This window comes from Bacillus cereus group sp. Bc061, assembly GCF_027715825.1.
Lineage (GTDB): Bacteria > Bacillota > Bacilli > Bacillales > Bacillaceae_G > Bacillus_A > Bacillus_A paranthracis.
The window spans coordinates 657,936-683,148 of sequence record NZ_JAQFTZ010000001.1; the positions used below are offsets into that span (position 1 = coordinate 657,936).

The window sequence follows — 25,213 nt, forward strand, 5'->3', positions numbered from 1 at the left end:
TACATCAAGTGGCGCCTTTCCATCGAAAGGCGCCTGTTTTTTGGAGGAAATTATGTTTGATCCAACTGCTTTTGATAATTTAAAAGTAATCGTAGAAGGCGCTGTTTATGATTTTGATTTACATGGAGATATTCTTGTAACTGATCGAAAAGATATGATGGACCTTGCTTCATTAAGTCGTATATATCATATTTCATTTCAATTAACAGAACCATTCGAACCGTTAGTAGAAGCAACATTTTCACTATCTGTAGATGCAAAGAACTTGTCTGGTGAAATATTAGAAGTACCACAATTTACACCAGGTTGTGAAATGAAATTAGCATTTTCATTCCCGATAGAAAAACCAGAAGTAATGTGCGAAGAAATTGAAACTTTCATGCATTCTATATGGGGAAAAGAAAGAATGATTACGCAAAAACTTTCATACGAATATAATAAGCAAGCGATTTCATATCATAATAAGGTAGAGGTTCTATTTCAAAAAGCGATTACAGAAGACCATGTTGATGATTTAATAGCTGTTATTTCACACATGATAGAAACGGTGCGAACAATACAACATTTTCTTCAAAAATAGAGATAAAGGAGAAAAACAAATGATAAAAGATATGCAACCATTTTTACAACAAGCTTGGGAGAAGGCTGGTTTTAAAGAGTTAACTGAAATTCAAAAACAAGCGATTCCAACTATTTTAGAAGGACAAGACGTTATAGCTGAATCTCCAACTGGAACAGGAAAAACATTAGCGTACTTATTACCCCTTTTACATAAAATTAATCCTGAAGTAAAACAGCCACAAGTTGTTGTTTTAGCACCAACACGTGAACTTGTCATGCAAATTCATGAAGAGGTTCAAAAGTTTACAGCAGGAACTGAGATCTCAGGTGCATCTTTAATTGGTGGTGCAGATATTAAGCGCCAAGTTGAAAAATTAAAGAAACACCCAAGAGTGATTGTCGGTTCACCAGGACGTATTTTAGAATTAATTCGTATGAAAAAGCTAAAAATGCATGAAGTGAAAACAATTGTATTTGATGAGTTTGATCAAATTGTAAAACAAAAGATGATGGGCGCTGTACAAGATGTAATTAAATCTACGATGCGCGATCGTCAATTAGTATTCTTCTCGGCTACAATGACAAAAGCTGCAGAAGATGCGGCACGTGACTTAGCAGTTGAACCACAATTAGTACGTGTAACACGAGCAGAGTCAAAAAGCTTAGTTGAGCATACGTATATCATTTGTGAGCGACGCGAGAAAAATGATTACGTAAGAAGAATTATGCATATGGGCGATGTAAAAGCAGTTGCTTTCTTAAACGACCCATTCCGTTTAGACGAAATTACAGAGAAATTGAAATTCCGTAAAATGAAAGCAGCGGCTCTTCATGCAGAAGCAAGTAAACAAGAGCGTGAAGCGACGATGCGTGCTTTCCGCGGAGGAAAATTAGAAATTTTACTTGCTACTGATATTGCAGCACGCGGTATCGATATTGACGATTTAACACATGTAATTCACTTGGAATTACCAGACACAGTAGACCAATATATTCACCGCTCTGGACGTACTGGACGTATGGGTAAAGAAGGAACTGTTGTATCTCTTGTAACACCGCAAGAAGAGCGTAAATTACTACAATTTGCGAAAAAACTAGGTATCGTATTTACGAAGCAAGAAATGTTCAAAGGATCATTTGTAGAAACAAAACCGAAAGCACCAAAGAAAAAGAAACCAGCATTTACTGGGAAGAAAAAGCCTAGATAAATGATGAGGAAGGCGTAACTATTTGTAGTTACGTCTTTTTTATTTGTAATCAAGTGATAATGGGAATTGTATTAGTGTTTTTTATGTGCCTATCATATATATGCTTTTACTGGGAGTATCGAAAAAAGGGTAGTTTATTTATTTCGTTTATACGAGGAAATAATATAAAAAAAGTCGAATATTAAACTGATACGAAATAATAAAAAGAAGGTACACATATGGATAGGAAATTAGGAATGTTTTTAAATACGAAACATATTGAAGTAAACGAAGGAATAAAGAAGGCGAGAGAATGGGGGTTAGAATATATTCAATTATATGCTATGAATTCGACTTTCAACTTAGCTAACATTTCAAAGGTACAATGGAACACATTAAAAGAAAACTTATCTTTTAATGAGATTCAAGTCCCGTCATTAGCAATTAGCTTCGGAGAAAATGGAATGATAGGAACTGAAGCTGGATGTGCAATAGAGAGTCTTAAATATATTACTGATAAAGGGTTAAGGTTAGGAGCTAACATAGTAACTGCCCATATTGGGAAAATCCCTGATGATGAAAATAGTGAGTACTATGATAAAATGATACGTGTTTGTAATGAAATAGGAGACTTAGCGTTCAGATTTGGAGGATTTTTCGCTATTGAGACAGGATCTGAAAAAGCGATAGTGTTAAAGCGATTTATAGAAAATATAAATTCAAAAGGATTAGCGGTTAACTTTGACCCAGCAAATTTAATTAGTGATGTAAATGAAAATCCGGTAGAAGGTTTATTGCTATTAAAAGATTATATAGTACAAACTCATATTAAAGATTGTACAAAAGTGAAAAGCGATAGTTCAAGTAAGTATATTGAAGTAGCAGTAGGAAATGGTGAAGTGGATTTCGATATATTCTTCAAGGTATTAGATGAAATTGGATTCAATGGATATAACATGATTGAAAGAAATGATTATTTTGATGAACTGGATGGGATGAGTCAGTCGATAAATTTTGCAAAGAAGTACATACCAACTCAAAAGGAATAACGATAGTATTTGTAGAAAGCTACATAGAATATAAAAACCATTAGGGGGAAATGCAATGATCCATAAAGTAGGACAAATTATGTTATATGTAAATAATCAAGATGAGGCAGTAAATTTTTGGACGGAAAAGGTAGGATTTCATGTAGTTGCAGAGGAAGATAATAAACAAGGAATGAGATGGATTGAAATCGCTCCAACTAACGGTGCTGAAACGAGCATTATATTACATAATAAAGAAGTTATCTCTAAGATGAGCCCAGAATTGAATCTTGGTACACCGTCTTTAATGTTCTTCTCAGAAAATCTTGATCAATTATATGCAGATTTAAAAAATAAAAATGTTACTGTTGGCGAAATGGTAACTATGCCTTCTGGTAAAGTATTTAACTTTGCTGATAGTGAAGGGAATTATTTTGCGGTTATGGAAAAGAACCGATAATAATATTGTTATGTGAAAATCCCCCTCAAACATATTGAGGGGGATTAAATCTTTGAAATGAATTTATCATGAGAGAGTTGTTTAATAAAAAATGTTCCTTTTTCAATAGCGGTTTCCATATAACCGACAATTTGATTAAACGTAAACACCTGTAAGTCTTCATGCAAATGTTGCTTTGGATACAACATATCTTCAAAAAGATATTTTCGAAATTCTAAAACATTTTCTTTAGAAACCTCTTCAATATCGACAATGTGAGCATCTTGATTGAGAAGCGAGAAGAGCTGTTGTTCTTTATCGTAATGATGAAGCAACTTTGCATTTAACAATTTAAAATCGTTATAGTACATAGGTGCGATCGTCTCGTCATTTTCTATTCTATTTTTTAGCCAAGGAAGAAAAAAGCCGCTTAGCCAATTATCATCAGCAATGAGGTGAGTGTAATAGCCTAAGAGAAAAGGGGAATCCATTTGAGCTTTATATTTTTGAAAAAAAGAATTAAAAGCTATCCTTCTCGTATAATTTTTCGTTGTGCCAGCGTAAAAGTGTGAAGTTCCTTTTTCTTCTGCTGAATGAACCGCATCAGGTGCTACACCTCCGAGTATGAAAGAAGTTCTATCTTGAATACATAGTTTTTCGGCAATACCGTTAGCGATAATAGCATGCATAATTCGTGATCCCATGAATGACACCTCGGTTTCAAGTATTCATTTCAGGAAGAGGACTGAACAGTTAGTATTACTTTCCCTGTACTTTTTCTACTTTCGACCCATTCATGTGCTTTCCCTGCATCTTGGAGTGGAAAAGATTTTGTAGCCTTCATTTGCAAACGTCCGTCACGCAAATAACGGAATACTTCATTTGCAGTTTCTTGGAGTAGTTCAGGACGTTTTTTTCGTGTAGTTCCAAAGCTAAAACCGAGTATAGAACGGCAACTTGCATGTAAATCTTTCGTATGGAAATTGCCAATTTCACCACTAACATTACCGAAATGAACGAGGCGACCGTAATAAGCAAGACATTTTAAACTTCTTTCCGAAACAGATCCAGAAATAGAGTCCAAAATGATATTCACTCCTTCTCCATATGTTAGCTCATTGACTTTCTCTACAAAATCTTCATCTTGATGACAAAATACATAATCAGCCCCAGCCTCTAAAGCAATTTCTTTTTTTGCTTCACTTCCGACAGTACCGATAACTTTTCCAGCCCCTAATAGTTTTGCAAGTTGAATAGCAGTAGTGCCAATTCCGCCAGCCGCCGCATGAATGAGTACAGATTCACCTTGTTGAAGCCTTGCTACATTTGCGAGTAAATTATAGCTTGTGAAAGATACGATAGGGCATGCTGCTGCAGTTTGAAAATCGACTTCATCAGGTAAAACGAAAGTAAGATTTTCATTTGAAACAACGTATTCTGCGTAAGATCCATTTTGAGGAAAAGCAATGACACGTTGGCCAGGGTGAATATTTTTCACATGAGAGCCGACACGTTCTACTATACCAGCGACATCTATCCCTGGAATAAAAGGTAGTACTTTATTTCCTTTTTTGCCATAACGTGATTTAATATCAGCGAAATTTACACTTGTAGCAACAACGCGAATTAAAACTTGATTTTCTGAAATAACCGGCATATCCACATCTGTATATTTCATCACTTCAGGACCACCGAACGATGTTACAATGATAGCTTTCATTATTTATCCCCCTAAATTTGACTATATAAATCATTTTAAATCTTTATCAGGAATTGGAAAATTATATAATAGTTATGCAAGGTTATAAGTGAAGCTTATGAACGTATTGAATCATTATATTAATTTATATAAAAAACTTTTGAAAAAATCGAACGAAATATAGATTACTTGCCAATATAAAGTGTAAGACAAAGGAGGGGTGGTATATGAAGGATGAAACAGTGTATACAGATTTGATCCAATTAACTTTATCAGGAAATAAAGAAGCGTATAGTGAATTATATGATGTAACGATTCACGAAGTATATAAGACAGCACATTTTTTAATAAATGATAAAGCGGATGTAGATGATGTCGTTCAAGAAATATACATACAGCTATATGAATCGCTTCGTAAGTATGATAGCGAGAAGCCATTTCGTCCTTGGCTAATTGGACTTGTAATTAAACAAATTCACTCTTATAGAAGAAAGAGGTGGATGCGACTACGAATTATAAAAAAAGCAGAAGAGCAAAGAAAACCGGTACAAAGTGATTTTTCTAACGATGTTGTAAGTAAAATATCAAATCGAAAACTAATCGAACTTATTCATAAATTACCGTATAAATTGAAACAAGTTATTATTTTAAGGTACTTGCACGACTACTCACAAGAAGAAGTAGCAGAAATATTACATATTCCAATTGGTACTGTGAAATCTAGAATTCATTCGGCCTTAAAGAAACTACGTCAAAAAGAGCAAGTAGAAGAAATCTTTTTAGGAGAGGTAGGGAATGTGAAATGAGTTTAGATTGTAGAGTTCGAGAATCTATACAAGAAGAAGCGAAGGAGATTGTTGCGCCGCCGGAGTTGAAAGAAAAAGTAATCGTTCAAATAAAAATGAAGCGTGGGGGAAGTAAGAAGAAGAAACGCCTTATCGCAGGAGTACTTGCAGCGGCGTTTTTAATCCCGACAACTGGTTTTGCATATCAATCTATTATGGCAGATGGTATATACGGGTCTTTTGAAAACTTAAAAAAACATGCTGGAACGATGACATTAGAGGCGTACATGCGTTTTAGTGCAAAGCTATCAAAAGCGAAAGATGAAATGAGTACAAAAGAATATGAAGTGTTTACAAAAGAACTGAAGAAATTAACGAATGCAAAGCTTGCGTATGGAGATTCGAACGGTAATATTGATTATGATGCATTATCATCAGCAAAAAGAGAAGAAATGAAAAAGGTAAGTATGGGCCTTCAACCATACTTTGATAAATTAAATGGTCATAAATCAAGTAGGGAAGTATTAACGCAAGAAGAGTTTGATCGCTATATGGAAGCTTTAATGACACATGAAATCGTACGAGTGAAGACAAAATCAACTGGTGCAATAAAAGTAGAAGAAATACCTGAGGCATATAAAGAAAGATTTATGAAAGCAGAGCAGATTATGGAGTATGTAGACGAAAAGGTGAGATAAGTAAAAAAGCTCAGAGTCTAAGCTCTGAGCTTTTCTTATTGAAACGTAAATATATTAACCACCTATGCCTTTTGCTAGCAATAGGAAATATGCAACTACTAGTATTATTCCATTTAATGCTGTACCAACTATTCCGAATAACCAATTCTTTGAAGCTATCGCAAAAATAATGCCGAGTAATGAGAGAATACCCAGTATCGAAATAATTAAAGTTAAATTTGCATTAGGCCCTCTTAGAATAAAGAAAGAAAATATGCTTGCGAGAAACATTAGACACGAGAATCCCAAAAATCTATACATAATAATTCTCCCTTGATTGAAATGTAATTTGACTTAGTACGTGATTTCTTTTAGTTTAACATAAATTTCCTTTTTTATGTGTAGCGACTATTACAAGTAATATTGCATTTATAAATAAACCGCCGAAACCAATGACATTTAAGTATTGGTTATCAATTATATTTTTTCATATTTGCAATGTCTTTTTTTATAAAACAATCTAAAAGGGAATAACCAGCTACTAAACTAATTATCGTAACAAAAGTTGTATTGATAAGAATAATATTAGCTAAATAAGGTAGGTACGCACCAACTGGTGAAAAGAGTAGAGCTGGAGAAAAGGAAATGAATAGTGTAGGCACAGTAATGGCGATAAATTTATCCGGTTGAAAGCGCCAGTTTTGTTTACTTGTTTCACGATTAATAGATTGAAGGAATCGTAATAAAATGCCGACTATAAGAGGGAAGAGTGTAAAGTAGAATAATCTTGGATAAACGTTAAAGTTTACTTGTGCGTCTGTATCTAAATAAAATTGAATTTTCACTCCGATAAATAATAATAAGACGATAAATAATGTAAAGCAGAGGTATAGCATCACTTTTTGCATTATATTCCACCATCCTTTACTCAAAATATATTCAAAAAAAGAAGAGATATACAATAACTACTGTTGTATATCTCTTCTTTTACGGTTATTTAATAGTGGTGTTTGCTTTTTCTTGCTTCGTGAAATAATCTATAATGCCCATCGCACTAATTTCTATATCTAGATGTAAAATGTTATAAACGGAATGATCTGATGGAACGTTTAACTTTGTAAGGTGAGAAGAGACCTTATCTATTAATACAGTTTGCAAAGCTTTAGTAGCTTCATCGAAATCATTATATTTTTCAAAGACCTCTTTACCAGTATGAACGAAAATAGGTAACCAATGTTCTAGTTGCTTATATATTTCTGTAACATTGGATGATGCGCCGTAATGGCCGAAATAAATAGTATCTACATTCATACTTTGAATATGATTTTTAGAAGCAATCATCGCATCTGGTTGGAATTGTGAAGGGGACGTTGATGGTAAATACAGTTCTACACCAAGGTCTGCGAGTTCTCTATAATAAATTCCAATTGTATCGCCAGTAAAAATGCCGTTTGTTAATGAATCGTGAATGCTAATATGGTGCTTTGCATGTCCCGGTGTATCATAAAATGTAAGGATGCGGTCTTCTGCAATTTGTAACGTATCACCATGTTGTACAATATGAACACGTTCTTCTTCAATTGGAAGAATTGGATCAAAAAGTTTATCGAAATCTTCTTTGTACACAGCTTTTGCACCTAAAATGAGTTTTGTTGGGTCAATCATATGACGAGCACCGCGAGAATGCACATATAAAGTAGCATTTGGACATTTTTCCATCATTAAACCAGCAGCACCGGCGTGATCTAAATGAACATGTGTAACGATAATGTTTTTAACTTCGTTTAAATCAATATGTAATTGTTGTAAGCCGTCTAAAATATACGGAAGAGAAGGGGCTGCACAAGTTTCAATTAAAGTAATATCATCACCTAATAAAACGTACGTACCAGTTCGTTCATTATGTTGTAAATCAAAATCATCAATCAGATATAGGTGAGAAGATAATTGTTCTACTTTTTTCATCTTTACCACTCCTTATATACGGTATGTAACTATTATACGCTAAAAATACAAAAAGGCAGAAAACGAAAGTTTCGTCTTCTGCCTTTTTGTAATGTTCTTATTGTCTTTGTTGTTTATTAATAGACATAACGAATAGTCCAACAATGCCGCCAACTAATGGAAGCATAATCTCTCCCGCTAAATTAAAGTAGGAGCTTAAAAATAAACCATTTACATCGATTACCCAGCCAATCACATACAATAACATCATATATAGTACGAAATAAAACTCGCGATTTGAAATCGTTTCATGTTGTGCAGTTTTCATATTGAACACCATCCTTTTCTATAATAATAGAATATAAACTGTCACATTTTGTTCACAATTCAATTGTAAAACTTTCCATCATAAAAGTCTAGTAATTTGTGTCGAATTTTCGAACGAAAATAAAGCGTTTTCAATTGTAGAGAGAAATACGTAATAAGAGCTGTAAATTCACGAATGTAGTATAGTATAAACATGGAATGATAGTGAAGAGAGGGGTAAGGACAATGACAGTTTATGACTTTTCAGCTAAAACAATTACAGGTGAAGAAAAATCGTTAAAAGATTACGAAGGAAAAGCACTTCTTATTGTAAATGTAGCTAGTAAATGCGGGTTTACACCGCAATATAAAGGATTACAAGAAGTATATGATAAATATAAAGAACAAGGGCTAGAAATACTCGGTTTCCCTTGTAACCAATTCGGAGGGCAAGAACCAGGAACAGAAGCAGATATTACTAGTTTTTGTGAATTAAACTACGGTGTAAACTTCCCAATGTTTGCAAAAATTGATGTAAAAGGTGATAAGGCTCATCCTCTGTATACATACATGACAGAACAAGCACCAGGTTTACTCGGTATGAAAGCAGTAAAATGGAACTTTACAAAATTTCTAATTGGAAAAGACGGAAAAGTAGTAGGGCGTTTTGCACCGCAAACGAAGCCGGTGGATTTAGAGGTTGAGATTGAGAAGGTACTTGGCGAATAACTAGGAGTTTCACTTTATTAAAAAATGCCTCAAAGAACTATTTTGTTCTTTGAGGCATTTTATTTACATTCACATTGTCAATATTAAATCGCTGAATGGAAGTCATTTGATTTAGGTGGAGAAGCAGCTTTTTTCATAAGCACTTCCCATAAGTGTACGGATTTTTTCCATTCTGCTGCGGCTTGTCCTTTTTGATATATAGCATTCTCATAACTGAAAGTAAGTTGTTGCATATCATTCGAGTTGTAAAGTGTATCAACATGGAGAGCATATTCTCGGAATGTTTGACTCTCATCTCGTCTTATACCAATTCGCGCAAATTGTTTTAGGAGAGAATCGTAAGCTTTTGTATAAACGGCATCATCTTTTCGATATTTATAGAAATGAATGATAAAAAACGTAATCCATTTCATTCTAGTGATGAATAGAATGTAGCCTATAATACTAATCGGTATTGTAGAAAGGAATACGTACCACCAAGAAAATCCATTTTTAGAATTTGGAATCTTTTTAGTAGAAGCTTCTTCTGTATCTTCTATTAAACTTTTGAGCTTTGCTTCATTGTTTCGTTGTTGTATTGGTTCGTTATTAGAATTATATACTTCGTTATTTTGTAAAGTAGGAGCAGGAGTATTATTTATAAAATTATAGGGATTCGTAAATCCTTTTGTCGGTTCGAATGGAATCCATCCGTATCCAGGGAAATATACTTCGACCCAAGAGTGTGCGTTATCGTTCGCGATTTTATAAACATCCTCACCTTCAGCACCCACCAGCGTATTATCAAGAGTTCCTTCTGTATAACCTTTTACCCAGCGAGCGGGAATTCCAGCAGAACGAAGTAACACGATCATAGATGTCGAGAAATTATTACAGTAGCCGCTTTTTGTATCGAAAAGAAATTGATCTACATAATCTTGGTTTTTGGCAGGGAATGAGACATTCGTTGTTTCATATATAAAAGAATGGTCGGTGAAATAGTTTTCAATAGCTAATACTTTATCGTATCGGGTGTCTTTATCCTTTGTTAGACTACTAGCTAAGTCTCTTACTCGCTGCGGTAATGATTTGGGAAGTTGCGTGTACTTTGTCATGAAATAAGGATTTGTTTCTTGACCTTCATTCGTTTTTACAGCTTTTAAGTTTTCTATGGAAAACTCCGGGACCTCATATGTTACTTTATAAGAATGTAAAGTAGTAGAAGAGTCTCCGTCCATCGTATAGATTTTTTCTGAAAATGGGTCAACGCTGTATGATACATCGGAAGAAGCCTCAACTGATACTAACCCTGCTGGATAGGTAAGGTGCGGATACCTTTTTTGCATGGTGATTGTTGCCTTAGTTGTCTCTGTTTTTGTATTTTGTTCGTACCAACTCACGACGTCGTTTTTATTTTTAAAAGTAACCTTCTTTTGATTTTCAGAAACTTCCCAACCTTTTCCGGTATAAAAATCTTTCGTTTCTACTCTCCAATATTGTTTGTTTTGCGTTGCTGCTGTAAAAACAATTGTAGGATCTGCTTTAAAAGGACCACCTAATCGTGAGTCATCTAAACCATACCCAATTTTAGAAACTTCTTGCTGTTTACTTGCTTCGGATGTGTTGAATTGTAAAAAATCCATTGGGTTTGGCCATTGAGGACCAAATTTTGGAGCGAGGTATGCGATGGTTGCTGATAATACAATAAATATTGTAATAGGTCTAAGTAATTTTGAGATTTCTCTAGCATAATTTTGTAAGTGTTCACTCTCTTTTATTCGTTCTATGCGAAGAAGACTAAGCATAAAAAAGCCGATGACAACAGTACGAATAATAGCGTAGTTTGCATTGTATAAATGTAAGTTATGAAAAATTGTGATATAAATAATAGTCAATATAAGAAATAACAATCCACGCTTTTTATGAATCAACCAAAAAGAGATGAAAGCACTCAAAAACCAAAATGATAGAAAAAATAAAACGGTTGGAAAAACAGGAGAAATATCTAGCAAATTCCCCTGGAATAACAGGGAGGAATTTCGAGAAATATCAGTAAAAAATGTCGTTAGCCAAGATGGATTTATAAAAATATTTTTATAATATAGGAGATGAATGATGAATAAAATCGTCACGATCTTTATCGGAATCTGCCACTTTGTTTGAAAAAAAGAGAGTGTGAAGCAAATTCCTATAAATATTACAAAAATATCTAATCTACCTACGTTTGTAATACCTATAAGGGGTCGTATCCATTCTAGTAAAAGTAGAAATGCGCATGCATGCATGAAGAATCTAGTCATATCCCATTGTTTTTTTGTCTGTAATGTTATCATTTGCTCACCTCAAAAAACACGTTTGTATATCGGTTTTCATAAACCACATTTACAAATATTTTTCGTTTTTGTAGAGTTTCTAATATATTTAGTTCTCGATGTGAGAGCTGATTCGGTTTTTCTTTCACGACAAAAACTAGTAATTTTCTATTTTGTATAGCGGCATAGTCAGCTGCCTTTTGAATATCGGGAGAAAGATCGCTTGTCACGAGTATAATTGTTACGGGCTCATAAACTTTTCTTAATTCCATTTCTACACTCCGGGAGAGCGGGAATACACTGTCCGCTTGTACTTTCGCTAAATGACAAAAGATTTGCTGCAACTGACTATCTCCATTGTCTAAAGGGAAAAAAGTTCGTTCTTTTCCGACAGACACAAATGACGCTGGTGAATTTTGCTTCAATACAGCCCTGACAATAGAGGCAGTAAATGTGACGACTGATTCGAATAGAGGAGACTCAGTTCTGTCTATGAATATCATAATATTATGGCTGCGCTGTTGTTCAAACTCTTTCGTCATAATGTTGTTTGTTCTTGCAGTTGCTTTCCAATCAATCCATGAAAAGCGGTCACCAGGTTTATAGTCTCTCACACCGACAGAAATGGTAGAGTCTTTTGTGAAATTTATATTTGCTGAGAGCGCTCCTTGCTCGAAATGGTTTTCCAATTGCTGATACGTTATATCTACATACTGAGGATAGACTAAAAATGTATCCGGAACTGAAAAAGTTACTTCTTTCTCCATCATACCGAATAGATCACCAGTTTTGACGCGTATGCTTGAAAAAGTGTGCTCTCCTCTAGGGATTGTGTCAATTGCATATTGAAACGAAAAATTTCGTTTTAATCCTGGAAAGAGTATTGTTTTATTCATCTTTGTTTGTCTACAACTTGTAAGGTGTGGTGGCAGTTCATCTTCTATAACTAAATAAAGTAAGGGGAAAGGAAATTTTCTTTTTATTGTAATCGTGCTTACAAATCGTTCTCCTGCTACATAATCGTTTTGATTTGTTATTCTTTTTACTTCAGCACCCCGTAAAGCGTAGAAGGGGAATAATAGTGAATAAAGGCCAATAGGAACCATACTGTAAAATAAAAACCAACTTACAAATCCTCCTTGAAGCATAGCGTACACAAATGTTAACACTAGGCATAAAGGGATTAGTAATAACTTCAAAACGTGATATAGTGTTCGTAGCATGCGTTTCATCAAAGGTTCATCTTCCTTTGAGTCGGCACGGTAGTTCGCGCAACGATTTTTGAAATAACTTGTTCCCCTGTTATTCCTTCAAATTTTGCTTCCATTTTTAGAATGAGTCTGTGAGCTAACACGTAAGGAGCTAAAAATTTAACATCGTCTGGAATAACATAATTTCTGCCATGGATGAATGCATAAGCTTGTGAAGCTTTCATTAAAGCAATCGAGCCACGTGGACTTGCACCTAGTTGTATAGAACTATAAGAGCGAGTTTGACTAACAAGCTTTACAATGTAATGCTTGATTGCTTTGTCCATGCTTATTTCCCGTGCGCTTTGTTGCAAATAAAGTAATTCTTCTATTGTAGTAATAGCTTGTAAAAGGGAGAGGGGATTTGTTTTTTCCATCCGGTTTAAAACTTCAAATTCTTCTTCTGGTGAAGGATATCCCATTTTTAGCTTCAATAAGAAACGATCGAGCTGGGCTTCTGGTAAAGGATATGTTCCCTCATATTCGACTGGATTTTGTGTAGCCATTACAAAGAATGGTTTTGGTAACGGTCTTGTCATACCATCTATTGTAATATTGCCTTCTTCCATACTTTCAAGTAAGGCAGATTGTGTTTTGGGAGATGTACGATTAATTTCATCAGCAAGTATAAAATTCCCCATGATTGGTCCAGGCTTGAACTCGAATTGGAGCTCTTTCGGATTGTAAATAGAAACACCTGTTACATCTGACGGTAGTAAATCAGGTGTGAATTGAATTCGCTTGTAATCAGCATCAATAGATTTAGAAAGAGCGCGTACTAACATTGTTTTCCCAACGCCAGGAACATCTTCTAATAGTACATGACCTTCAGCTAAGAGAGCTGTCAAAGCTAAAATCGTTTCTTTTCTTTTTCCGACCATTATTTTTTCAATATTGTTCATTATTTTTTCTATAATGGGATGTAATGAATCAAGTTGGTGCATCGTAATCCTCCTAATGTTATTATCGTTTTCTAATCTATTTAGTGGAAAATAGAACGTACCTCTCTATGTGCGAGTATAAAACTATTACCTTTAATTCTAAGAATATTCAGATTATTTATTCTGATTACATCTAGTATAATTGTTTCAGTAACTAAGGGCAATATGGTAAATAATGATTTCTCTTTTTATGTGAAATATGTCTTGATATAGAATAGTATCATCGGTAAAAGTAGAAGAGGGGAAGGAAAGATTGACCTCAATGAGCAAAATAAATAGCGTAGGAAACCCTACGCGTATAGTTTGGAACATATATTAATACCCCTTTGTGAATAAAAAATAAAGTCGACTTCTCATGAAGAGGCCAGTTATTTAAATTATTACACTCCTTTATTTTTTATCTTTCTTATATTCTTTTCGTTTATTTAACCAAATATGAATTAATTCTACCAATTCCATTGTTTCAATCTCACAATATTCTCCTTTACCATCTTCGGCTAAATTGTCTAACACAGTAGTTGTGTCGTTCCGAATTTCTAAACTGCAAATGTTGCCATTTACTACTACATAATTTTTTTCTCCGTTTAAAACATTATGTATTTCTTCTAAAATCCAATCTCCAAAAGATGTAACTTCAATTCCTAAAAAAGTTTCAACAAGTTTAATTTCTTGAGGAAGTCTCATAACTAAATCACTACTGTTAAGCACTTCAAAACTATATGGATATTTCATGACTATTTTACTCCTTTATTTCTGGCTTTAGTGACTCTATTTACTTCTCTATTAATCTCATAAGCTCTATTAAGGTAATAAATTCTTATACTATCATCTCTATTTTCCTACTTAAATTATAGTAAAAGTAAATTATTATTAAACTTATCTATCCAATATTTCTCTGATGTAGGTATGAATTCAGTGAAATCTTCATATGTACCACTCCAATCTTTTGGTACATAGTTTTCATATGATGCCGGTTCTGGAAACATTGAATATAGTATTTTATTATCAAAGTTAATTAATAAGATTGGACTAAAATCTAATAGATCTTCTCCTGCATTTTTCCTTTTAATATTTTCAAGTAGTAAATAATTTAATTCTTCTTTAGTTGTTTTATATTTATTAATCCTTACTAAAAATACTTCTACATTTTCATGATCTAATACTTTTATTCCATTTCTTTCTTCTGTTTCGTCATTATCTTCAATGCTTATACCTAAATTTTTATATGCATTATCTAATTTATTATAATCTAAAAACCATAGTTCTTTATCTGTTACATACCATCTAAACTCATTTTTATATATGACGGCTACGATAATGTTTTCTGCATAAAGCGGTTCTAATTTCATAATATACTCCTTTTATTATTATCTTAAAATCCTGACATTCTTGGTGTATTCTTCTATTGATTCAATCCAAGTTGCTGACAATTCATATGGATTTCCTGGCGTTTTTTGTTCAACTATTTTCAGGATAGTTGCCCTTGATATGGTGAATTTAAAGTATTGTATTTTCATTTATTAACTCATCTAACGATTTAGGTATATCAAATTTAACTACTCCCAAATTACTTCCTCTATTATATAAGAAATTTTTTTACAAGCTCATTATTATCTGTACTTCATCTTAAACTTTGCTAGAAGCAAGGAAGTAACTTAACAGTCAGTGAAGGATGTGAGCCCTCCACAATGATTAGATTTTCACCTTTTTATATTTTTTTCGGAATTTTTGACAATCTCTTGAACTGTGCGAAATGTCACATCTGTATTTTACAACCTCTCTTATAGTAAGGGTATGTAAGAGAGACGTATTAAAGGAGTGAACAGTATGAAGAAGAAACCTTCAGCACTAATGAGACGTTTAAAATATTTTTCACCAATAGATCGTTATAACGATAATCATACACAAGAAACATATGAAGATCGTGAATGGGAAAATGTGTATAGAAAGCGTTGGCAGCATGATAAAGTAATTCGTTCTACACATGGTGTGAACTGTACTGGTTCATGTAGTTGGAACATTTATGTGAAAGATGGAATTGTAACTTGGGAAGGACAGGAGCTTAACTATCCAACAACAGGTCCAGATATGCCTGACTTTGAACCACGAGGGTGTCCACGTGGAGCGAGTTTTTCTTGGTACATTTATAGTCCACTTCGTGTGAAATATCCGTATGTACGTGGTGTTCTTTGGAGTATGTGGCTAGAGGAATTACAAAATAATGGGTCACCATTAGATGCTTGGAAAAGCATTGTGGAAAACCCTGAAAAAGCACGCAAGTATAAGCAGGCACGTGGTAAAGGGGGATTCGTTCGTGCGAATTGGGATGAAGTGTTACAACTCGTTTCAGCTTCATTATTATATACAGTAATGAAATACGGTCCAGACCGAAATGTTGGCTTTTCACCAATTCCAGCTATGTCGATGTTAAGTCATGCTGCAGGCAGCCGCTTTATGCAACTTATGGGTGGACCGATGCTTAGTTTCTATGATTGGTACGCAGATTTACCACCAGCTTCTCCGCAAATTTGGGGTGATCAAACAGATGTACCAGAAAGTAGTGACTGGTATAACTCTGGTTACATTATGACATGGGGTTCAAATGTACCGATGACAAGAACACCAGACGCACACTTTTTAGCGGAGGTTCGATATAAAGGAACGAAAGTCGTTTCTGTCAGTCCTGATTTTGCTGAGTCAACAAAGTTTGCGGATGATTGGATTAGTGTGAAACAAGGTACAGACGGTGCACTTGCGATGGCAATGGGGCACGTGATCTTACAAGAATTTTACGTAGATAATCAAGTGGAATACTTCACAAAGTATGCGAAGCAATATACTGATTTTCCTTTCTTCGTTACATTGAAACAAAAAGGAGACCAATTCGTTGCGGATCGATTCTTAAATGCTTCTGATATTGGACGCGAAACAAAGTTAGGAGAATGGAAACCTGTACTTTGGAACGAGAACACGAATGATTTTGCAACACCTCATGGCACAATGGGGTCACGTTGGGATAACGAAAAGAAATGGAATTTACGTTTAGAAGATGAAGAAACAGGCGAAAAGATTGATCCACGTCTTTCTGTACTTGGAATGGAAGATCATGTTGGAACTGTACAAATCCCGTACTTCTCTGATAATGGAAACAAAGTATTAGAACGTACAATTCCAGTGAAAAAGGTTATGACAGAAGAGGGCGAAGTGTTCGTTACTACTGTATATGACTTAACGTTAGCAAATTACGGTGTGAACCGAGGGCTTGGTGGACAAGAGCCGAAAGACTTCAATGATGACGTGCCGTTTACACCTGCATGGCAAGAGAAAATGACAGGAGTAAAACGTGAGCTTATTATTCAAATCGCTCGTGAGTTCGCACAAAATGCTGTTGATACGAATGGTCGCTCAATGATTATTGTCGGGGCTGGTATTAACCATTGGTTTAACTCTGATACAATTTATCGCGCCGTTTTAAATCTTGTACTTCTCGTTGGAGCACAAGGTGTAAACGGCGGTGGCTGGGCGCATTACGTTGGGCAAGAAAAATTACGACCAGCAGAAGGATGGCAAACAATCGCAATGGCAAAAGATTGGCAAGGGCCACCGAAATTACAAAACGGTACATCTTTCTTCTATTTCGTAACAGATCAATGGCGCTATGAAGATACACCAGTGGGACATTTAGCATCACCAGTCGAAGGCAACTCTCGTTATCAACATCACGGTGATTACAACGTATTAGCGGCGCGACTTGGCTGGTTACCTTCTTATCCGACATTTGAGAAAAATGGAATTGAACTATATAAAGAAGCTGTTGCTGCTGGTGCAACAACACAAGAAGAAATCGGAAAATATGTTGCACAAAAATTAAAAGAAAAAGAACTAAAATTTGCGATTGAAGATCCAGATAACAAAAATAACTTCCCGCGCAACTTATTCGTTTGGCGTGCAAACTTAATTTCAAGTTCTGGTAAAGGACACGAATATTTCTTAAAACATTTATTAGGTACAACGAACGGATTAATGAATGATGATAGTGATTCATTACGACCAGAAGAAATGAAATGGCATGAAGAAGCGCCAGAAGGGAAGCTTGATTTGCTCATTAATTTAGATTTCCGTATGGCTGGAACAGCGCTTTATTCTGATATCGTCTTACCGGCTTCAACTTGGTATGAAAAACACGATTTAAGCAGTACAGATATGCATCCATTTGTACATCCATTTAATCCGGCAATCGGTTCGCCATGGGAAGCACGTTCTGACTGGGATATTTTCACTTCACTTTCTAAAGCTGTGTCAGATTTAGCAGAGAAAATTGATCTTGAACCAATGAAAGAAGTTGTTGCAACACCACTTCTTCATGATACACCGCAAGAATTAGCACAACCACTTGGTAAGATTAAAGATTGGAGCAAAGGTGAGTGTGAACCAATACCAGGTAAAACGATGCCGCAAATTCATGTTGTCGAAAGGGATTATAAAACGATTTATGACAAAATGACAGCACTTGGACCAAATGCTGGGAAACAACCGATTGGTACGAAAGGAATTTCTTGGTCGGCAGAAAAAGAGTATGAGCAATTAAAAAGCCGATTAGGAGTTGTTCGAACAGATTCTATTGCGAAAGATTGTCCAGACATAAAAGAAGCAATCAATGCTGCTGAAGCGGTATTAACGCTTTCTTCTACAACAAATGGTCATATGGCTGTAAAAGCATGGGAAGCACTTGAAAAACAAACAGATTTAAAATTACGTGATTTAGCAGAAGAACGTGAAGAAGAATGCTTCACATTTGAACAAATTACAGCGCAGCCAAAAACAGTAATTACTTCTCCAGCCTTTACAGGTTCTGAAAAAGGTGGGCGCCGTTACTCACCATTTACAACAAATGTAGAACGTCTCATCCCTTGGAGAACAATCACTGGACGACAATCTTTCTATTTAGATCATGACATGATGAAAGAATTTGGTGAAACGATGGCAACATTTAAACCAATTCTGCAACATAAACCGTTCCGTAAATCACGACCTGAAGTAGAAGGGAAAGAGATTACACTAAACTATTTAACACCGCATAATAAGTGGTCCATTCATAGTATGTACTTTGATTCATTACCGATGTTAACGCTATTTAGAGGTGGTCCAACTGTTTGGATGAATAAAGAAGATGCTGAAGAAGCTGGTGTTGCAGATAATGATTGGATTGAGTGCTTTAACCGTAACGGTGTTGTTGTAGCACGTGCAGTTGTAACGCACCGTATACCGAGAGGAATGGCGTTTATGCACCATGCGCAAGATCGCCACATTAACGTACCTGGAACGAAATTAACAAGTAATCGCGGGGGAACGCATAATAGTCCAACTCGAATTCACGTAAAACCGACACATATGATTGGTGGATACGGTCAATTAAGTTATGGATTTAACTATTATGGTCCAACTGGGAACCAGCGCGATTTAAACGTTGTAATTCGCAAGCTGAAGGAGGTAGATTGGCTTGAAGATTAAAGCACAAGTCGGAATGGTAATGAACCTAGATAAATGCATCGGCTGCCATACTTGTAGCGTAACGTGCAAAAACACCTGGACAAATCGTCCAGGTGCTGAATATATGTATTTCAATAACGTAGAAACGAAACCTGGCATTGGTTATCCGAAGCAATGGGAAGATCAGGAGAAATATAAAGGTGGCTGGGAATTGAAAAATGGTGAAATTCAGCTGAAATCCGGTTCGAAAATGAAGCGCCTTATGAATATTTTTCACAATCCAGATCAACCAACAATTGATGATTACTTTGAACCGTGGAACTATGATTATGAAACGTTAACAAATAGTCCGCAGCGTAAGCATCAGCCAGTTGCTCGTCCGAAATCAGCAATTACAGGCGAATTTATCGATAAAATTGAATGGGGCCCAAACTGGGAAGATGATTTAGCGGGCGGACATATAACAGGATTGCAAGACCCGAACGTAAAGAAAATGGAAGAAGAAATTAAAACAGATTTTGAAAATGTTTTTATGATGTATTTACCACGCATATGTGAACATTGTATGAATCCATCTTGCGTATCGTCTTGTCCATCTGGTGCGATGTATAAACGGGAAGAAGATGGGATTGTTCTTGTAGATCAAAATGCATGTCGTGCATGGAGATTCTGCGTATCATCTTGCCCATATAAAAAAGTGTATTTTAACTGGCAAACGAATAAAGCGGAAAAATGTACAATGTGTTTCCCGCGTATTGAAGCTGGTATGCCAACAATTTGTTCGGAAACATGTGTCGGACGTATCAGATATATTGGGGTAATGCTATATGACGCTGACAAAGTAAAAGAAGCAGCTTCAGTTGAAAATGAAAAAGATTTATACGAATCTCAGCTTACTGTTTTCTTAGATCCAAATGATCCAGAAGTAGCAGCTGAAGCGAAAAAACAAGGCATTCCTGAAGAGTGGATTAAAGCGGCACAACAGTCACCAATCTATAAAATGATTATCGATTGGAAAATTGCTCTACCACTTCACCCAGAGTATCGTACAATGCCAATGGTTTGGTATATCCCACCGCTTAGCCCAATTATGAATATGGTGGAAGGGAAAGGTAGTAACTGGCAAGCAGAAGAGATTTTCCCTGCTATCGATAATATGCGTATTCCAATTCAATATTTAGCGAATCTACTCACTGCAGGAGATGAATCACACATTCGACTTACATTGAAAAAAATGGCTGTTATGCGAACGCATATGAGAGCACTGCAAATTAATAAAGAACCAAATGAAGCTGTATTAAAAGAACTTGGTTTAACGAAACAGGATGTAGAAGATATGTATCGTCTTCTTGCCATTGCAAAATATAAAGATCGCTTCGTCATCCCGACATCTCACCGTGAACAAGTGGCAGATTTATATAGCGAACAAGGAAGCTGTGGTTTATCATTCACAGGTGGTCCAGGCTCTTGTATGACAATTTCTTAAATAAAGGGGCAGAAAATTATGAGACAAAGTTTACAAACTGCTTTTTCTTGTTCTTCATTCCTTCTCTCTTACCCGGAACTTGGGTGGAGAGAAGCTTTAACTGAATTACTAGAAGAGATTGAAGCGATTGAACAAGAAGACGTTAAAGCATCACTTACAACATTTATAAAACAAGCACTACATAAAACGAACGATCAACTTATTGATAGTTACGTATATACATTTGATTTTGGTAAGAAGACAAATATGTATTTAACGTATATGAACACCGGTGAACAAAGAGAAAGAGGTATTGAATTACTAGAGTTAAAACAGCACTATAAAAAATCTGGTTTTGAAGTAACAGATAAAGAACTACCTGATTACTTACCGCTATTACTCGAGTTTTTTGCAAATGCAAATGAGCAAGACAGTGAACCAATTATGAGTAAATACAAGGAGAATATACAAGCATTACACGTTCAGTTAAAAGAAGCAGATAGTATGTATGAACCAATTCTTTCGGCTGTTTTACTTGCTATCGATACATGGGGTGTACAGACAAATTAGAAAGGAGAGTTGTCAAAATGATGGATCAATTTCTATGGGTATTGTTTCCCTATATCATTTTTGCAATCTTTATCGGTGGACATATTTTCAGATACAACTATGATCAATTTGGTTGGACATCAAAATCTAGTGAACTATTAGAAAAGAAAATGCTCCGAATCGGAAGTATATTATTCCACTTTGGGATTATGTTCGTAATTGGCGGGCATGTTATGGGGATTTTAATTCCAGAAGCTGTATACCGTTCCATAGGTATTTCTGAGCATATGTATCATGTAGTAGCAATTAGTTTTGGGCTTCCAGCAGGGGTTGCTTCAATCATCGGTTTAATTATATTAACGTACCGCCGCGTAACGGTAAAACGTATCATTGCAACGAGTACAAAGGGAGATTATATTGCGCTTATTCTATTACTTATCGTAATGCTAGCAGGACTTTCTTCAACGTTTTTAAATATCGACTCAAAAGGATTTGATTATCGTACAACGATCGGTCCATGGTTCCGAAGCCTCTTCGTTTTTCAACCGAAAGTTGATTATATGAAGGAAGTACCTGTATGGTTTAAAATTCATATTCTTGCGGGAATGGGGCTTTTCGCAGTATGGCCATTTACTAGACTGGTACACGTATTTAGTGCCCCAATTAAATATGTAAGCCGTAGCTATGTAATTTACAGAAGACGTATTCCAAATGAATTGAAAAAATAAATTAGTTTTATATGTTTCGTAATTTATAAGGAAAGCCGAGATCTAATTGGAGACCTCGGCTTTCCTTATAGGTATAAGTACCTAAATAAGACGCTAATCAATACTACAAACAGAAGCAGAACAATCTTCACAAGCAATTTCACATTTTAAAAATTGTAAATCGTGTATTGTAATCTTTCCTTTATGAATAGAAATTGTACCTTGCTTTTTTAATTCATTTAACATTCGATTTACACTTTCACGTGAAGTTGCACAGAAATTAGCAAGTTCTTGATTCGTTAACGGTAAATCGATGAGAATACCATTTTCCTTTAAAACACCATAACTATTTGTCATTCGTATGAGAGTAGAATATAAGGCACCTTTTTTGCCGTGTAATACTAAATCTCGGAACTTCGTTTGCATTCTTCTTAAATGTTCACTAATCCATTTCATAAATTCAAATACAAGAGCTGGTTTTTGGAGTAATTCTTTTTCTAACGCTTCACGCTTTATAACGCCTACTTCAACATCTTCAAGGCATTTTGAATTTAATAAATACTTCGCATTATCCGTGAACAATGTTAATTCTCCAATAATGTCGTATGCCGAACAAATTCGAAGTGTTAGTTCTTGTCCGTCAGCACTAAGTTTACTAATTTGTACTTTTCCTGAGTGGATGATATAGAGTTCGGTTGCCTCCATACCTTCTTGAAAAATAAAACTACCTTTTTTTATCTGCATTTTATATTCAACAGATGCAAGTAATTCTTTTAAATCTTGAGATAATGTCATACTGTTTGCCACAGCAATCACCTTTCTTCTTATAAGCAATACATTTCCTATTTTGAGTGTAAATATGATGAAAATGCAAGAGCTATTTTAAAAATAATGTAAAATTTCAATGACCGTAAGGAGTATGGCCTGAAGATGTGAACAAAATGCGAACGGATTTGTGAAAAGTTTTTGAATGGGGAAAGTGATGTGAGAAAAGTCACATTGAATATGTAGCTTCTTTTTTATAATAAAGGCAAATAAAAAAATGAAAGCTTACTAAGGATTGCAGCAGAAAAGAAGGGATATAGATGCACGAAAACATGAAAGATTCTTTAAAGCGACCACTTCAAGATTTACGCATTTCAGTTATTGATCGTTGTAATTTTAGGTGCACATATTGTATGCCTGCTGAAGTGTTCGGACCTGATTATGCTTTTTTACAGGAAGAGTGTTTATTAACGTTTGATGAAATAGAAAGGTTAGCGAGATTATTTATAAGTATGGGAGTTAATAAAATTAGGCTTACTGGCGGTGAACCTTTATTGCGTAAAGACTTACCGAAGTTAATTGGAAGACTTGCAAAGCTAGAAGGCTTAAAAGATATTGGGCTCACAACAAACGGAATTCATTTAGCAAAACAAGCTAAGGCGCTAAAAGAAGCAGGATTAAAGCGTGTAAATATTAGTTTAGATGCAATAGAGGATTGTGTCTTCCAAAAAATTAATGGAAGACATGTAAGTACGAAACCTGTACTGAAAGGAATTGAAGCAGCGAAGGAAGCTGGATTAGAAGTAAAGGTAAATATGGTCGTAAAAAAAGGGATGAATGATAGTCAAATTCTTCCTATGGCTCAGTATTTTAAAGAACAAGAAATACAGTTACGTTTCATTGAGTTTATGGATGTAGGCAGTACGAACGGATGGAACTTTGAACAAGTCGTTACGAAGGAACAATTAATAGAGAAAATTAATCGTGTATATCCAATTGAACCTGTTAAACCTCGTTACTTTGGAGAAGTTGCGAAATTGTATCGATATGTAGGAAGCGATGCCGAAGTTGGATTTATTACTTCAGTATCTGAGTCATTTTGTTCTTCTTGTACGAGAGCCCGTATTTCGGCAGACGGCAAGTTTTATACGTGCTTATTTGGAGAAAAAGGAACGGATTTACGATCGCTTCTTCGAGAAAATATTTCTGATGCATCACTATTAAAAATTTTACAACATACATGGCGATATAGAACAGATCGATATTCAGATGAAAGAACGGCGGAAAGTACAAATAAACGTCAAAAAGTTGAGATGTCTTACATTGGTGGATAGCGAAAGGAGGATTCCTTATGCAAGAGCGATATTCAAGACAAGTATTGTTTTCTGGAATAGGTGAAATGGGACAAAGGAAAATAAGGGAAAAGCATGTGCTCTTAATTGGTGCGGGGGCGCTAGGAGCTGCAAATGCAGAAGCGCTCGTTCGGATGGGAATTGGGAAATTGACAATTGCCGATCGTGACTATGTCGAATGGAGTAATTTACAACGGCAACAGTTATATACAGAAGAAGATGCAAAACAATGCAAACCAAAAGCAATTGCAGCGGCAGAACATGTAAGAAAGATTAATTCTGAAGTGGAAATTGTACCAGTTGTAATGGATGTCACAATGCAAGAAATAGAAGAGTTAACAAAAGAAGTGGATCTCATTATAGATGCCACTGACAACTTCGATACGCGCCTACTTATAAATGATATTTCACAAAAAGAAAATATACCTTGGATATACGGTGGATGTGTTGGAAGTTACGGTGTAACGTATACAATTCTTCCAGGAAAAACACCATGCTTTCGCTGCTTAATGGATCATCCGATGGGCGGTGCAACATGTGATACAGCGGGAATTATTCAGCCAGCTGTACAGATGGTTGTTGCTCACCAAGTGACAGAGGCGATGAAAATATTGGTGGATGATTTTGATGCGCTGCGAGGAACAATGTTATCATTTGATATTTGGAACAATCAATTTCTCTCATTAAAAGTAAATAAACAGAAAAAAAGTACATGTCCATCTTGCGGAAATACACGTACGTACCCAAGTTTAACATTTGAATCACAGATGAAAACGGATGTGTTATGCGGGCGGAATACAGTTCAAATCCGTTCAGGAATAAAGAGAAATCTTAATTTAACCGAAATTCAAAGACAATTACAAAAAAGTGTACATGTTCAAAAATCACCTTACTTACTATCATTTCTAATTGATGAATATCGTTTCGTTTTATTTACAGATGGTAGGGCATTTATTCATGGAACAAATGATGTGAAAATGGCAAAACGACTATATGCAAAATATATAGGATGAACAGAGAGAGTTTCTCCTTATTAAAACGAGGTGAA

At 35.2% G+C, this 25,213-nt stretch carries 25 protein-coding genes; 13 read left to right on the forward strand and 12 right to left on the reverse strand.

All coding sequences use genetic code 11. From position 1 onward, the window contains the following. Nucleotides 1–52: 52 nt before the first annotated feature. The 4 genes from PDQ40_RS03430 (at nucleotide 53) to PDQ40_RS03445 (ending at nucleotide 3,236) form a co-directional block, all read left to right on the forward strand. Nucleotides 53–580, forward strand: a complete 528-nt coding sequence (locus tag PDQ40_RS03430) for a hypothetical protein (protein ID WP_000460208.1) — start codon at nucleotides 53–55, stop codon at nucleotides 578–580. 19 nt (nucleotides 581–599) lie between these two features. Beyond that, nucleotides 600–1,769, forward strand: a complete 1,170-nt coding sequence (locus PDQ40_RS03435) for a DEAD/DEAH box helicase (RefSeq protein WP_000588613.1) — start codon at nucleotides 600–602, stop codon at nucleotides 1,767–1,769. A 218-nt stretch (nucleotides 1,770–1,987) separates the two neighbouring features. Further along, nucleotides 1,988–2,797 carry a sugar phosphate isomerase/epimerase family protein gene (locus tag PDQ40_RS03440; RefSeq protein WP_000375197.1) on the forward strand — a complete coding sequence of 270 codons (810 nt, stop codon included), beginning with the start codon at nucleotides 1,988–1,990 and terminating at the stop codon, nucleotides 2,795–2,797. Between the two features lie 55 nt (nucleotides 2,798–2,852). Continuing rightward, entirely contained in the window at nucleotides 2,853–3,236 is a 384-nt protein-coding gene (locus PDQ40_RS03445) for a VOC family protein (RefSeq protein ID WP_000581474.1), read from the forward strand. A gap of 44 nt (nucleotides 3,237–3,280) precedes the next feature. Here PDQ40_RS03445 and PDQ40_RS03450 read toward each other — a convergent pair whose 3' ends face one another. Together PDQ40_RS03450 and PDQ40_RS03455 are read right to left on the reverse strand one after the other, a co-directional pair. Continuing rightward, nucleotides 3,281–3,919 carry a zinc dependent phospholipase C family protein gene (locus PDQ40_RS03450; RefSeq protein ID WP_000535596.1) on the reverse strand — a complete coding sequence of 213 codons (639 nt, stop codon included), beginning with the start codon at nucleotides 3,917–3,919 and terminating at the stop codon, nucleotides 3,281–3,283. A gap of 29 nt (nucleotides 3,920–3,948) precedes the next feature. Further along, nucleotides 3,949–4,935: a quinone oxidoreductase family protein gene (locus tag PDQ40_RS03455; protein ID WP_000644143.1), complete on the reverse strand. Its 987-nt coding sequence runs from the start codon at nucleotides 4,933–4,935 to the stop codon at nucleotides 3,949–3,951. Between the two features lie 206 nt (nucleotides 4,936–5,141). On the opposite strand from PDQ40_RS03455, the gene PDQ40_RS03460 reads away from it, so the two are divergent. Both PDQ40_RS03460 and PDQ40_RS03465 read left to right on the forward strand, forming a co-directional pair. Next, nucleotides 5,142–5,720 (forward strand): sigma-70 family RNA polymerase sigma factor, encoded by a 579-nt coding sequence (locus tag PDQ40_RS03460; RefSeq protein ID WP_000651121.1) that lies wholly within the window; start codon nucleotides 5,142–5,144, stop codon nucleotides 5,718–5,720. Continuing rightward, nucleotides 5,717–6,397 (forward strand): DUF3600 domain-containing protein, encoded by a 681-nt coding sequence (locus tag PDQ40_RS03465; protein ID WP_000050664.1) that lies wholly within the window; start codon nucleotides 5,717–5,719, stop codon nucleotides 6,395–6,397. Before PDQ40_RS03460 ends, PDQ40_RS03465 begins: the two co-directional genes overlap by 4 nt. A gap of 54 nt (nucleotides 6,398–6,451) precedes the next feature. Here the strand turns inward: PDQ40_RS03465 and PDQ40_RS03470 are convergent, their stop codons facing one another. The 4 genes from PDQ40_RS03470 to PDQ40_RS03485 all read right to left on the reverse strand — a co-directional run bounded on the left by PDQ40_RS03470 (nucleotide 6,452) and on the right by PDQ40_RS03485 (nucleotide 8,648). Further along, the gene (locus PDQ40_RS03470; RefSeq protein WP_000285551.1) at nucleotides 6,452–6,697 is read right to left on the reverse strand and encodes a hypothetical protein; all 246 of its coding nucleotides are present in this window, start codon (nucleotides 6,695–6,697) and stop codon (nucleotides 6,452–6,454) included. Between the two features lie 152 nt (nucleotides 6,698–6,849). After that, nucleotides 6,850–7,284, reverse strand: a complete 435-nt coding sequence (locus tag PDQ40_RS03475; RefSeq protein ID WP_270691232.1) for a hypothetical protein — start codon at nucleotides 7,282–7,284, stop codon at nucleotides 6,850–6,852. An 85-nt stretch (nucleotides 7,285–7,369) separates the two neighbouring features. Then, nucleotides 7,370–8,341 (reverse strand): MBL fold metallo-hydrolase, encoded by a 972-nt coding sequence (locus PDQ40_RS03480; RefSeq protein ID WP_270691233.1) that lies wholly within the window; start codon nucleotides 8,339–8,341, stop codon nucleotides 7,370–7,372. A gap of 97 nt (nucleotides 8,342–8,438) precedes the next feature. Continuing rightward, the gene (locus tag PDQ40_RS03485; RefSeq protein WP_000844978.1) at nucleotides 8,439–8,648 is read right to left on the reverse strand and encodes a DUF3925 family protein; all 210 of its coding nucleotides are present in this window, start codon (nucleotides 8,646–8,648) and stop codon (nucleotides 8,439–8,441) included. Between the two features lie 224 nt (nucleotides 8,649–8,872). On the opposite strand from PDQ40_RS03485, the gene bsaA reads away from it, so the two are divergent. Continuing rightward, a complete protein-coding gene (gene bsaA / locus PDQ40_RS03490; protein WP_000219435.1) occupies nucleotides 8,873–9,355 on the forward strand; it encodes a glutathione peroxidase in 483 nt (160 codons plus the stop codon). A gap of 83 nt (nucleotides 9,356–9,438) precedes the next feature. On the opposite strand, the gene PDQ40_RS03495 is transcribed toward bsaA, so the two are convergent. The 5 genes from PDQ40_RS03495 to PDQ40_RS03515 form a co-directional block, all read right to left on the reverse strand. Beyond that, nucleotides 9,439–11,667, reverse strand: a complete 2,229-nt coding sequence (locus PDQ40_RS03495) for a transglutaminase TgpA family protein (RefSeq protein ID WP_229136376.1) — start codon at nucleotides 11,665–11,667, stop codon at nucleotides 9,439–9,441. Beyond that, entirely contained in the window at nucleotides 11,664–12,878 is a 1,215-nt protein-coding gene (locus PDQ40_RS03500; RefSeq protein ID WP_229136375.1) for a DUF58 domain-containing protein, read from the reverse strand. The genes PDQ40_RS03495 and PDQ40_RS03500 overlap by 4 nt, the downstream gene beginning before the upstream one ends. Further along, entirely contained in the window at nucleotides 12,878–13,840 is a 963-nt protein-coding gene (locus PDQ40_RS03505) for an AAA family ATPase (protein WP_071742409.1), read from the reverse strand. The genes PDQ40_RS03500 and PDQ40_RS03505 overlap by 1 nt, the downstream gene beginning before the upstream one ends. Nucleotides 13,841–14,227: 387 nt before the next feature. After that, nucleotides 14,228–14,569, reverse strand: coding sequence for a hypothetical protein (locus PDQ40_RS03510; RefSeq protein WP_000877041.1), 342 nt, complete (start codon nucleotides 14,567–14,569; stop codon nucleotides 14,228–14,230). Nucleotides 14,570–14,685: 116 nt separating this feature from the next. Further along, the gene (locus tag PDQ40_RS03515; protein WP_000764323.1) at nucleotides 14,686–15,186 is read right to left on the reverse strand and encodes a hypothetical protein; all 501 of its coding nucleotides are present in this window, start codon (nucleotides 15,184–15,186) and stop codon (nucleotides 14,686–14,688) included. 478 nt (nucleotides 15,187–15,664) lie between these two features. Here PDQ40_RS03515 and PDQ40_RS03520 point away from each other — a divergent pair, with 478 nt between their 5' ends. From PDQ40_RS03520 to narI, 4 genes are read left to right on the forward strand one after another with little or no spacing between them, the layout of a single operon-like run. Continuing rightward, nucleotides 15,665–19,348 (forward strand): nitrate reductase subunit alpha, encoded by a 3,684-nt coding sequence (locus PDQ40_RS03520; RefSeq protein ID WP_000729078.1) that lies wholly within the window; start codon nucleotides 15,665–15,667, stop codon nucleotides 19,346–19,348. Next, entirely contained in the window at nucleotides 19,338–20,813 is a 1,476-nt protein-coding gene (gene narH / locus PDQ40_RS03525) for a nitrate reductase subunit beta (RefSeq protein WP_000692687.1), read from the forward strand. Before PDQ40_RS03520 ends, narH begins: the two co-directional genes overlap by 11 nt. A gap of 18 nt (nucleotides 20,814–20,831) precedes the next feature. Further along, nucleotides 20,832–21,362 (forward strand): nitrate reductase molybdenum cofactor assembly chaperone, encoded by a 531-nt coding sequence (gene narJ, locus PDQ40_RS03530; protein WP_001249920.1) that lies wholly within the window; start codon nucleotides 20,832–20,834, stop codon nucleotides 21,360–21,362. Nucleotides 21,363–21,379: 17 nt separating this feature from the next. After that, the gene (narI, locus tag PDQ40_RS03535) at nucleotides 21,380–22,069 is read left to right on the forward strand and encodes a respiratory nitrate reductase subunit gamma (protein WP_000969201.1); all 690 of its coding nucleotides are present in this window, start codon (nucleotides 21,380–21,382) and stop codon (nucleotides 22,067–22,069) included. 93 nt (nucleotides 22,070–22,162) lie between these two features. Here the strand turns inward: narI and PDQ40_RS03540 are convergent, their stop codons facing one another. Then, nucleotides 22,163–22,855 (reverse strand): Crp/Fnr family transcriptional regulator, encoded by a 693-nt coding sequence (locus PDQ40_RS03540; protein ID WP_000013859.1) that lies wholly within the window; start codon nucleotides 22,853–22,855, stop codon nucleotides 22,163–22,165. Nucleotides 22,856–23,133: 278 nt separating this feature from the next. Between PDQ40_RS03540 and moaA the strand changes: the two genes are divergently transcribed. Both moaA and PDQ40_RS03550 read left to right on the forward strand, forming a co-directional pair. After that, a complete protein-coding gene (moaA, locus tag PDQ40_RS03545) occupies nucleotides 23,134–24,147 on the forward strand; it encodes a GTP 3',8-cyclase MoaA (protein ID WP_000545027.1) in 1,014 nt (337 codons plus the stop codon). 17 nt (nucleotides 24,148–24,164) lie between these two features. After that, entirely contained in the window at nucleotides 24,165–25,178 is a 1,014-nt protein-coding gene (locus PDQ40_RS03550) for a molybdopterin-synthase adenylyltransferase MoeB (RefSeq protein ID WP_270691234.1), read from the forward strand. The last annotated feature ends 35 nt before the right edge of the window (nucleotides 25,179–25,213 follow it).

Bases quoted from the DNA above. Each gene is read 5' to 3' on its own strand.
- PDQ40_RS03430 (WP_000460208.1), top strand. From the start codon at position 53: ATGTTTGATCCAACTGCTTTTGATAATTTAAAAGTAATCGTAGAAGGC.
- PDQ40_RS03435 (WP_000588613.1), top strand. From the start codon at position 600: ATGATAAAAGATATGCAACCATTTTTACAACAAGCTTGGGAGAAGGCT.
- PDQ40_RS03440 (WP_000375197.1), top strand. From the start codon at position 1,988: ATGGATAGGAAATTAGGAATGTTTTTAAATACGAAACATATTGAAGTA.
- PDQ40_RS03445 (WP_000581474.1), top strand. From the start codon at position 2,853: ATGATCCATAAAGTAGGACAAATTATGTTATATGTAAATAATCAAGAT.
- PDQ40_RS03450 (WP_000535596.1), bottom strand. From the start codon at position 3,919: ATGGGATCACGAATTATGCATGCTATTATCGCTAACGGTATTGCCGAA.
- PDQ40_RS03455 (WP_000644143.1), bottom strand. From the start codon at position 4,935: ATGAAAGCTATCATTGTAACATCGTTCGGTGGTCCTGAAGTGATGAAA.
- PDQ40_RS03460 (WP_000651121.1), top strand. From the start codon at position 5,142: ATGAAGGATGAAACAGTGTATACAGATTTGATCCAATTAACTTTATCA.
- PDQ40_RS03465 (WP_000050664.1), top strand. From the start codon at position 5,717: ATGAGTTTAGATTGTAGAGTTCGAGAATCTATACAAGAAGAAGCGAAG.
- PDQ40_RS03470 (WP_000285551.1), bottom strand. From the start codon at position 6,697: ATGTATAGATTTTTGGGATTCTCGTGTCTAATGTTTCTCGCAAGCATA.
- PDQ40_RS03475 (WP_270691232.1), bottom strand. From the start codon at position 7,284: ATGCAAAAAGTGATGCTATACCTCTGCTTTACATTATTTATCGTCTTA.
- PDQ40_RS03480 (WP_270691233.1), bottom strand. From the start codon at position 8,341: ATGAAAAAAGTAGAACAATTATCTTCTCACCTATATCTGATTGATGAT.
- PDQ40_RS03485 (WP_000844978.1), bottom strand. From the start codon at position 8,648: ATGAAAACTGCACAACATGAAACGATTTCAAATCGCGAGTTTTATTTC.
- bsaA (WP_000219435.1), top strand. From the start codon at position 8,873: ATGACAGTTTATGACTTTTCAGCTAAAACAATTACAGGTGAAGAAAAA.
- PDQ40_RS03495 (WP_229136376.1), bottom strand. From the start codon at position 11,667: ATGATAACATTACAGACAAAAAAACAATGGGATATGACTAGATTCTTC.
- PDQ40_RS03500 (WP_229136375.1), bottom strand. From the start codon at position 12,878: ATGAAACGCATGCTACGAACACTATATCACGTTTTGAAGTTATTACTA.
- PDQ40_RS03505 (WP_071742409.1), bottom strand. From the start codon at position 13,840: ATGCACCAACTTGATTCATTACATCCCATTATAGAAAAAATAATGAAC.
- PDQ40_RS03510 (WP_000877041.1), bottom strand. From the start codon at position 14,569: ATGAAATATCCATATAGTTTTGAAGTGCTTAACAGTAGTGATTTAGTT.
- PDQ40_RS03515 (WP_000764323.1), bottom strand. From the start codon at position 15,186: ATGAAATTAGAACCGCTTTATGCAGAAAACATTATCGTAGCCGTCATA.
- PDQ40_RS03520 (WP_000729078.1), top strand. From the start codon at position 15,665: ATGAAGAAGAAACCTTCAGCACTAATGAGACGTTTAAAATATTTTTCA.
- narJ (WP_001249920.1), top strand. From the start codon at position 20,832: ATGAGACAAAGTTTACAAACTGCTTTTTCTTGTTCTTCATTCCTTCTC.
- narI (WP_000969201.1), top strand. From the start codon at position 21,380: ATGATGGATCAATTTCTATGGGTATTGTTTCCCTATATCATTTTTGCA.
- moaA (WP_000545027.1), top strand. From the start codon at position 23,134: ATGCACGAAAACATGAAAGATTCTTTAAAGCGACCACTTCAAGATTTA.
- PDQ40_RS03550 (WP_270691234.1), top strand. From the start codon at position 24,165: ATGCAAGAGCGATATTCAAGACAAGTATTGTTTTCTGGAATAGGTGAA.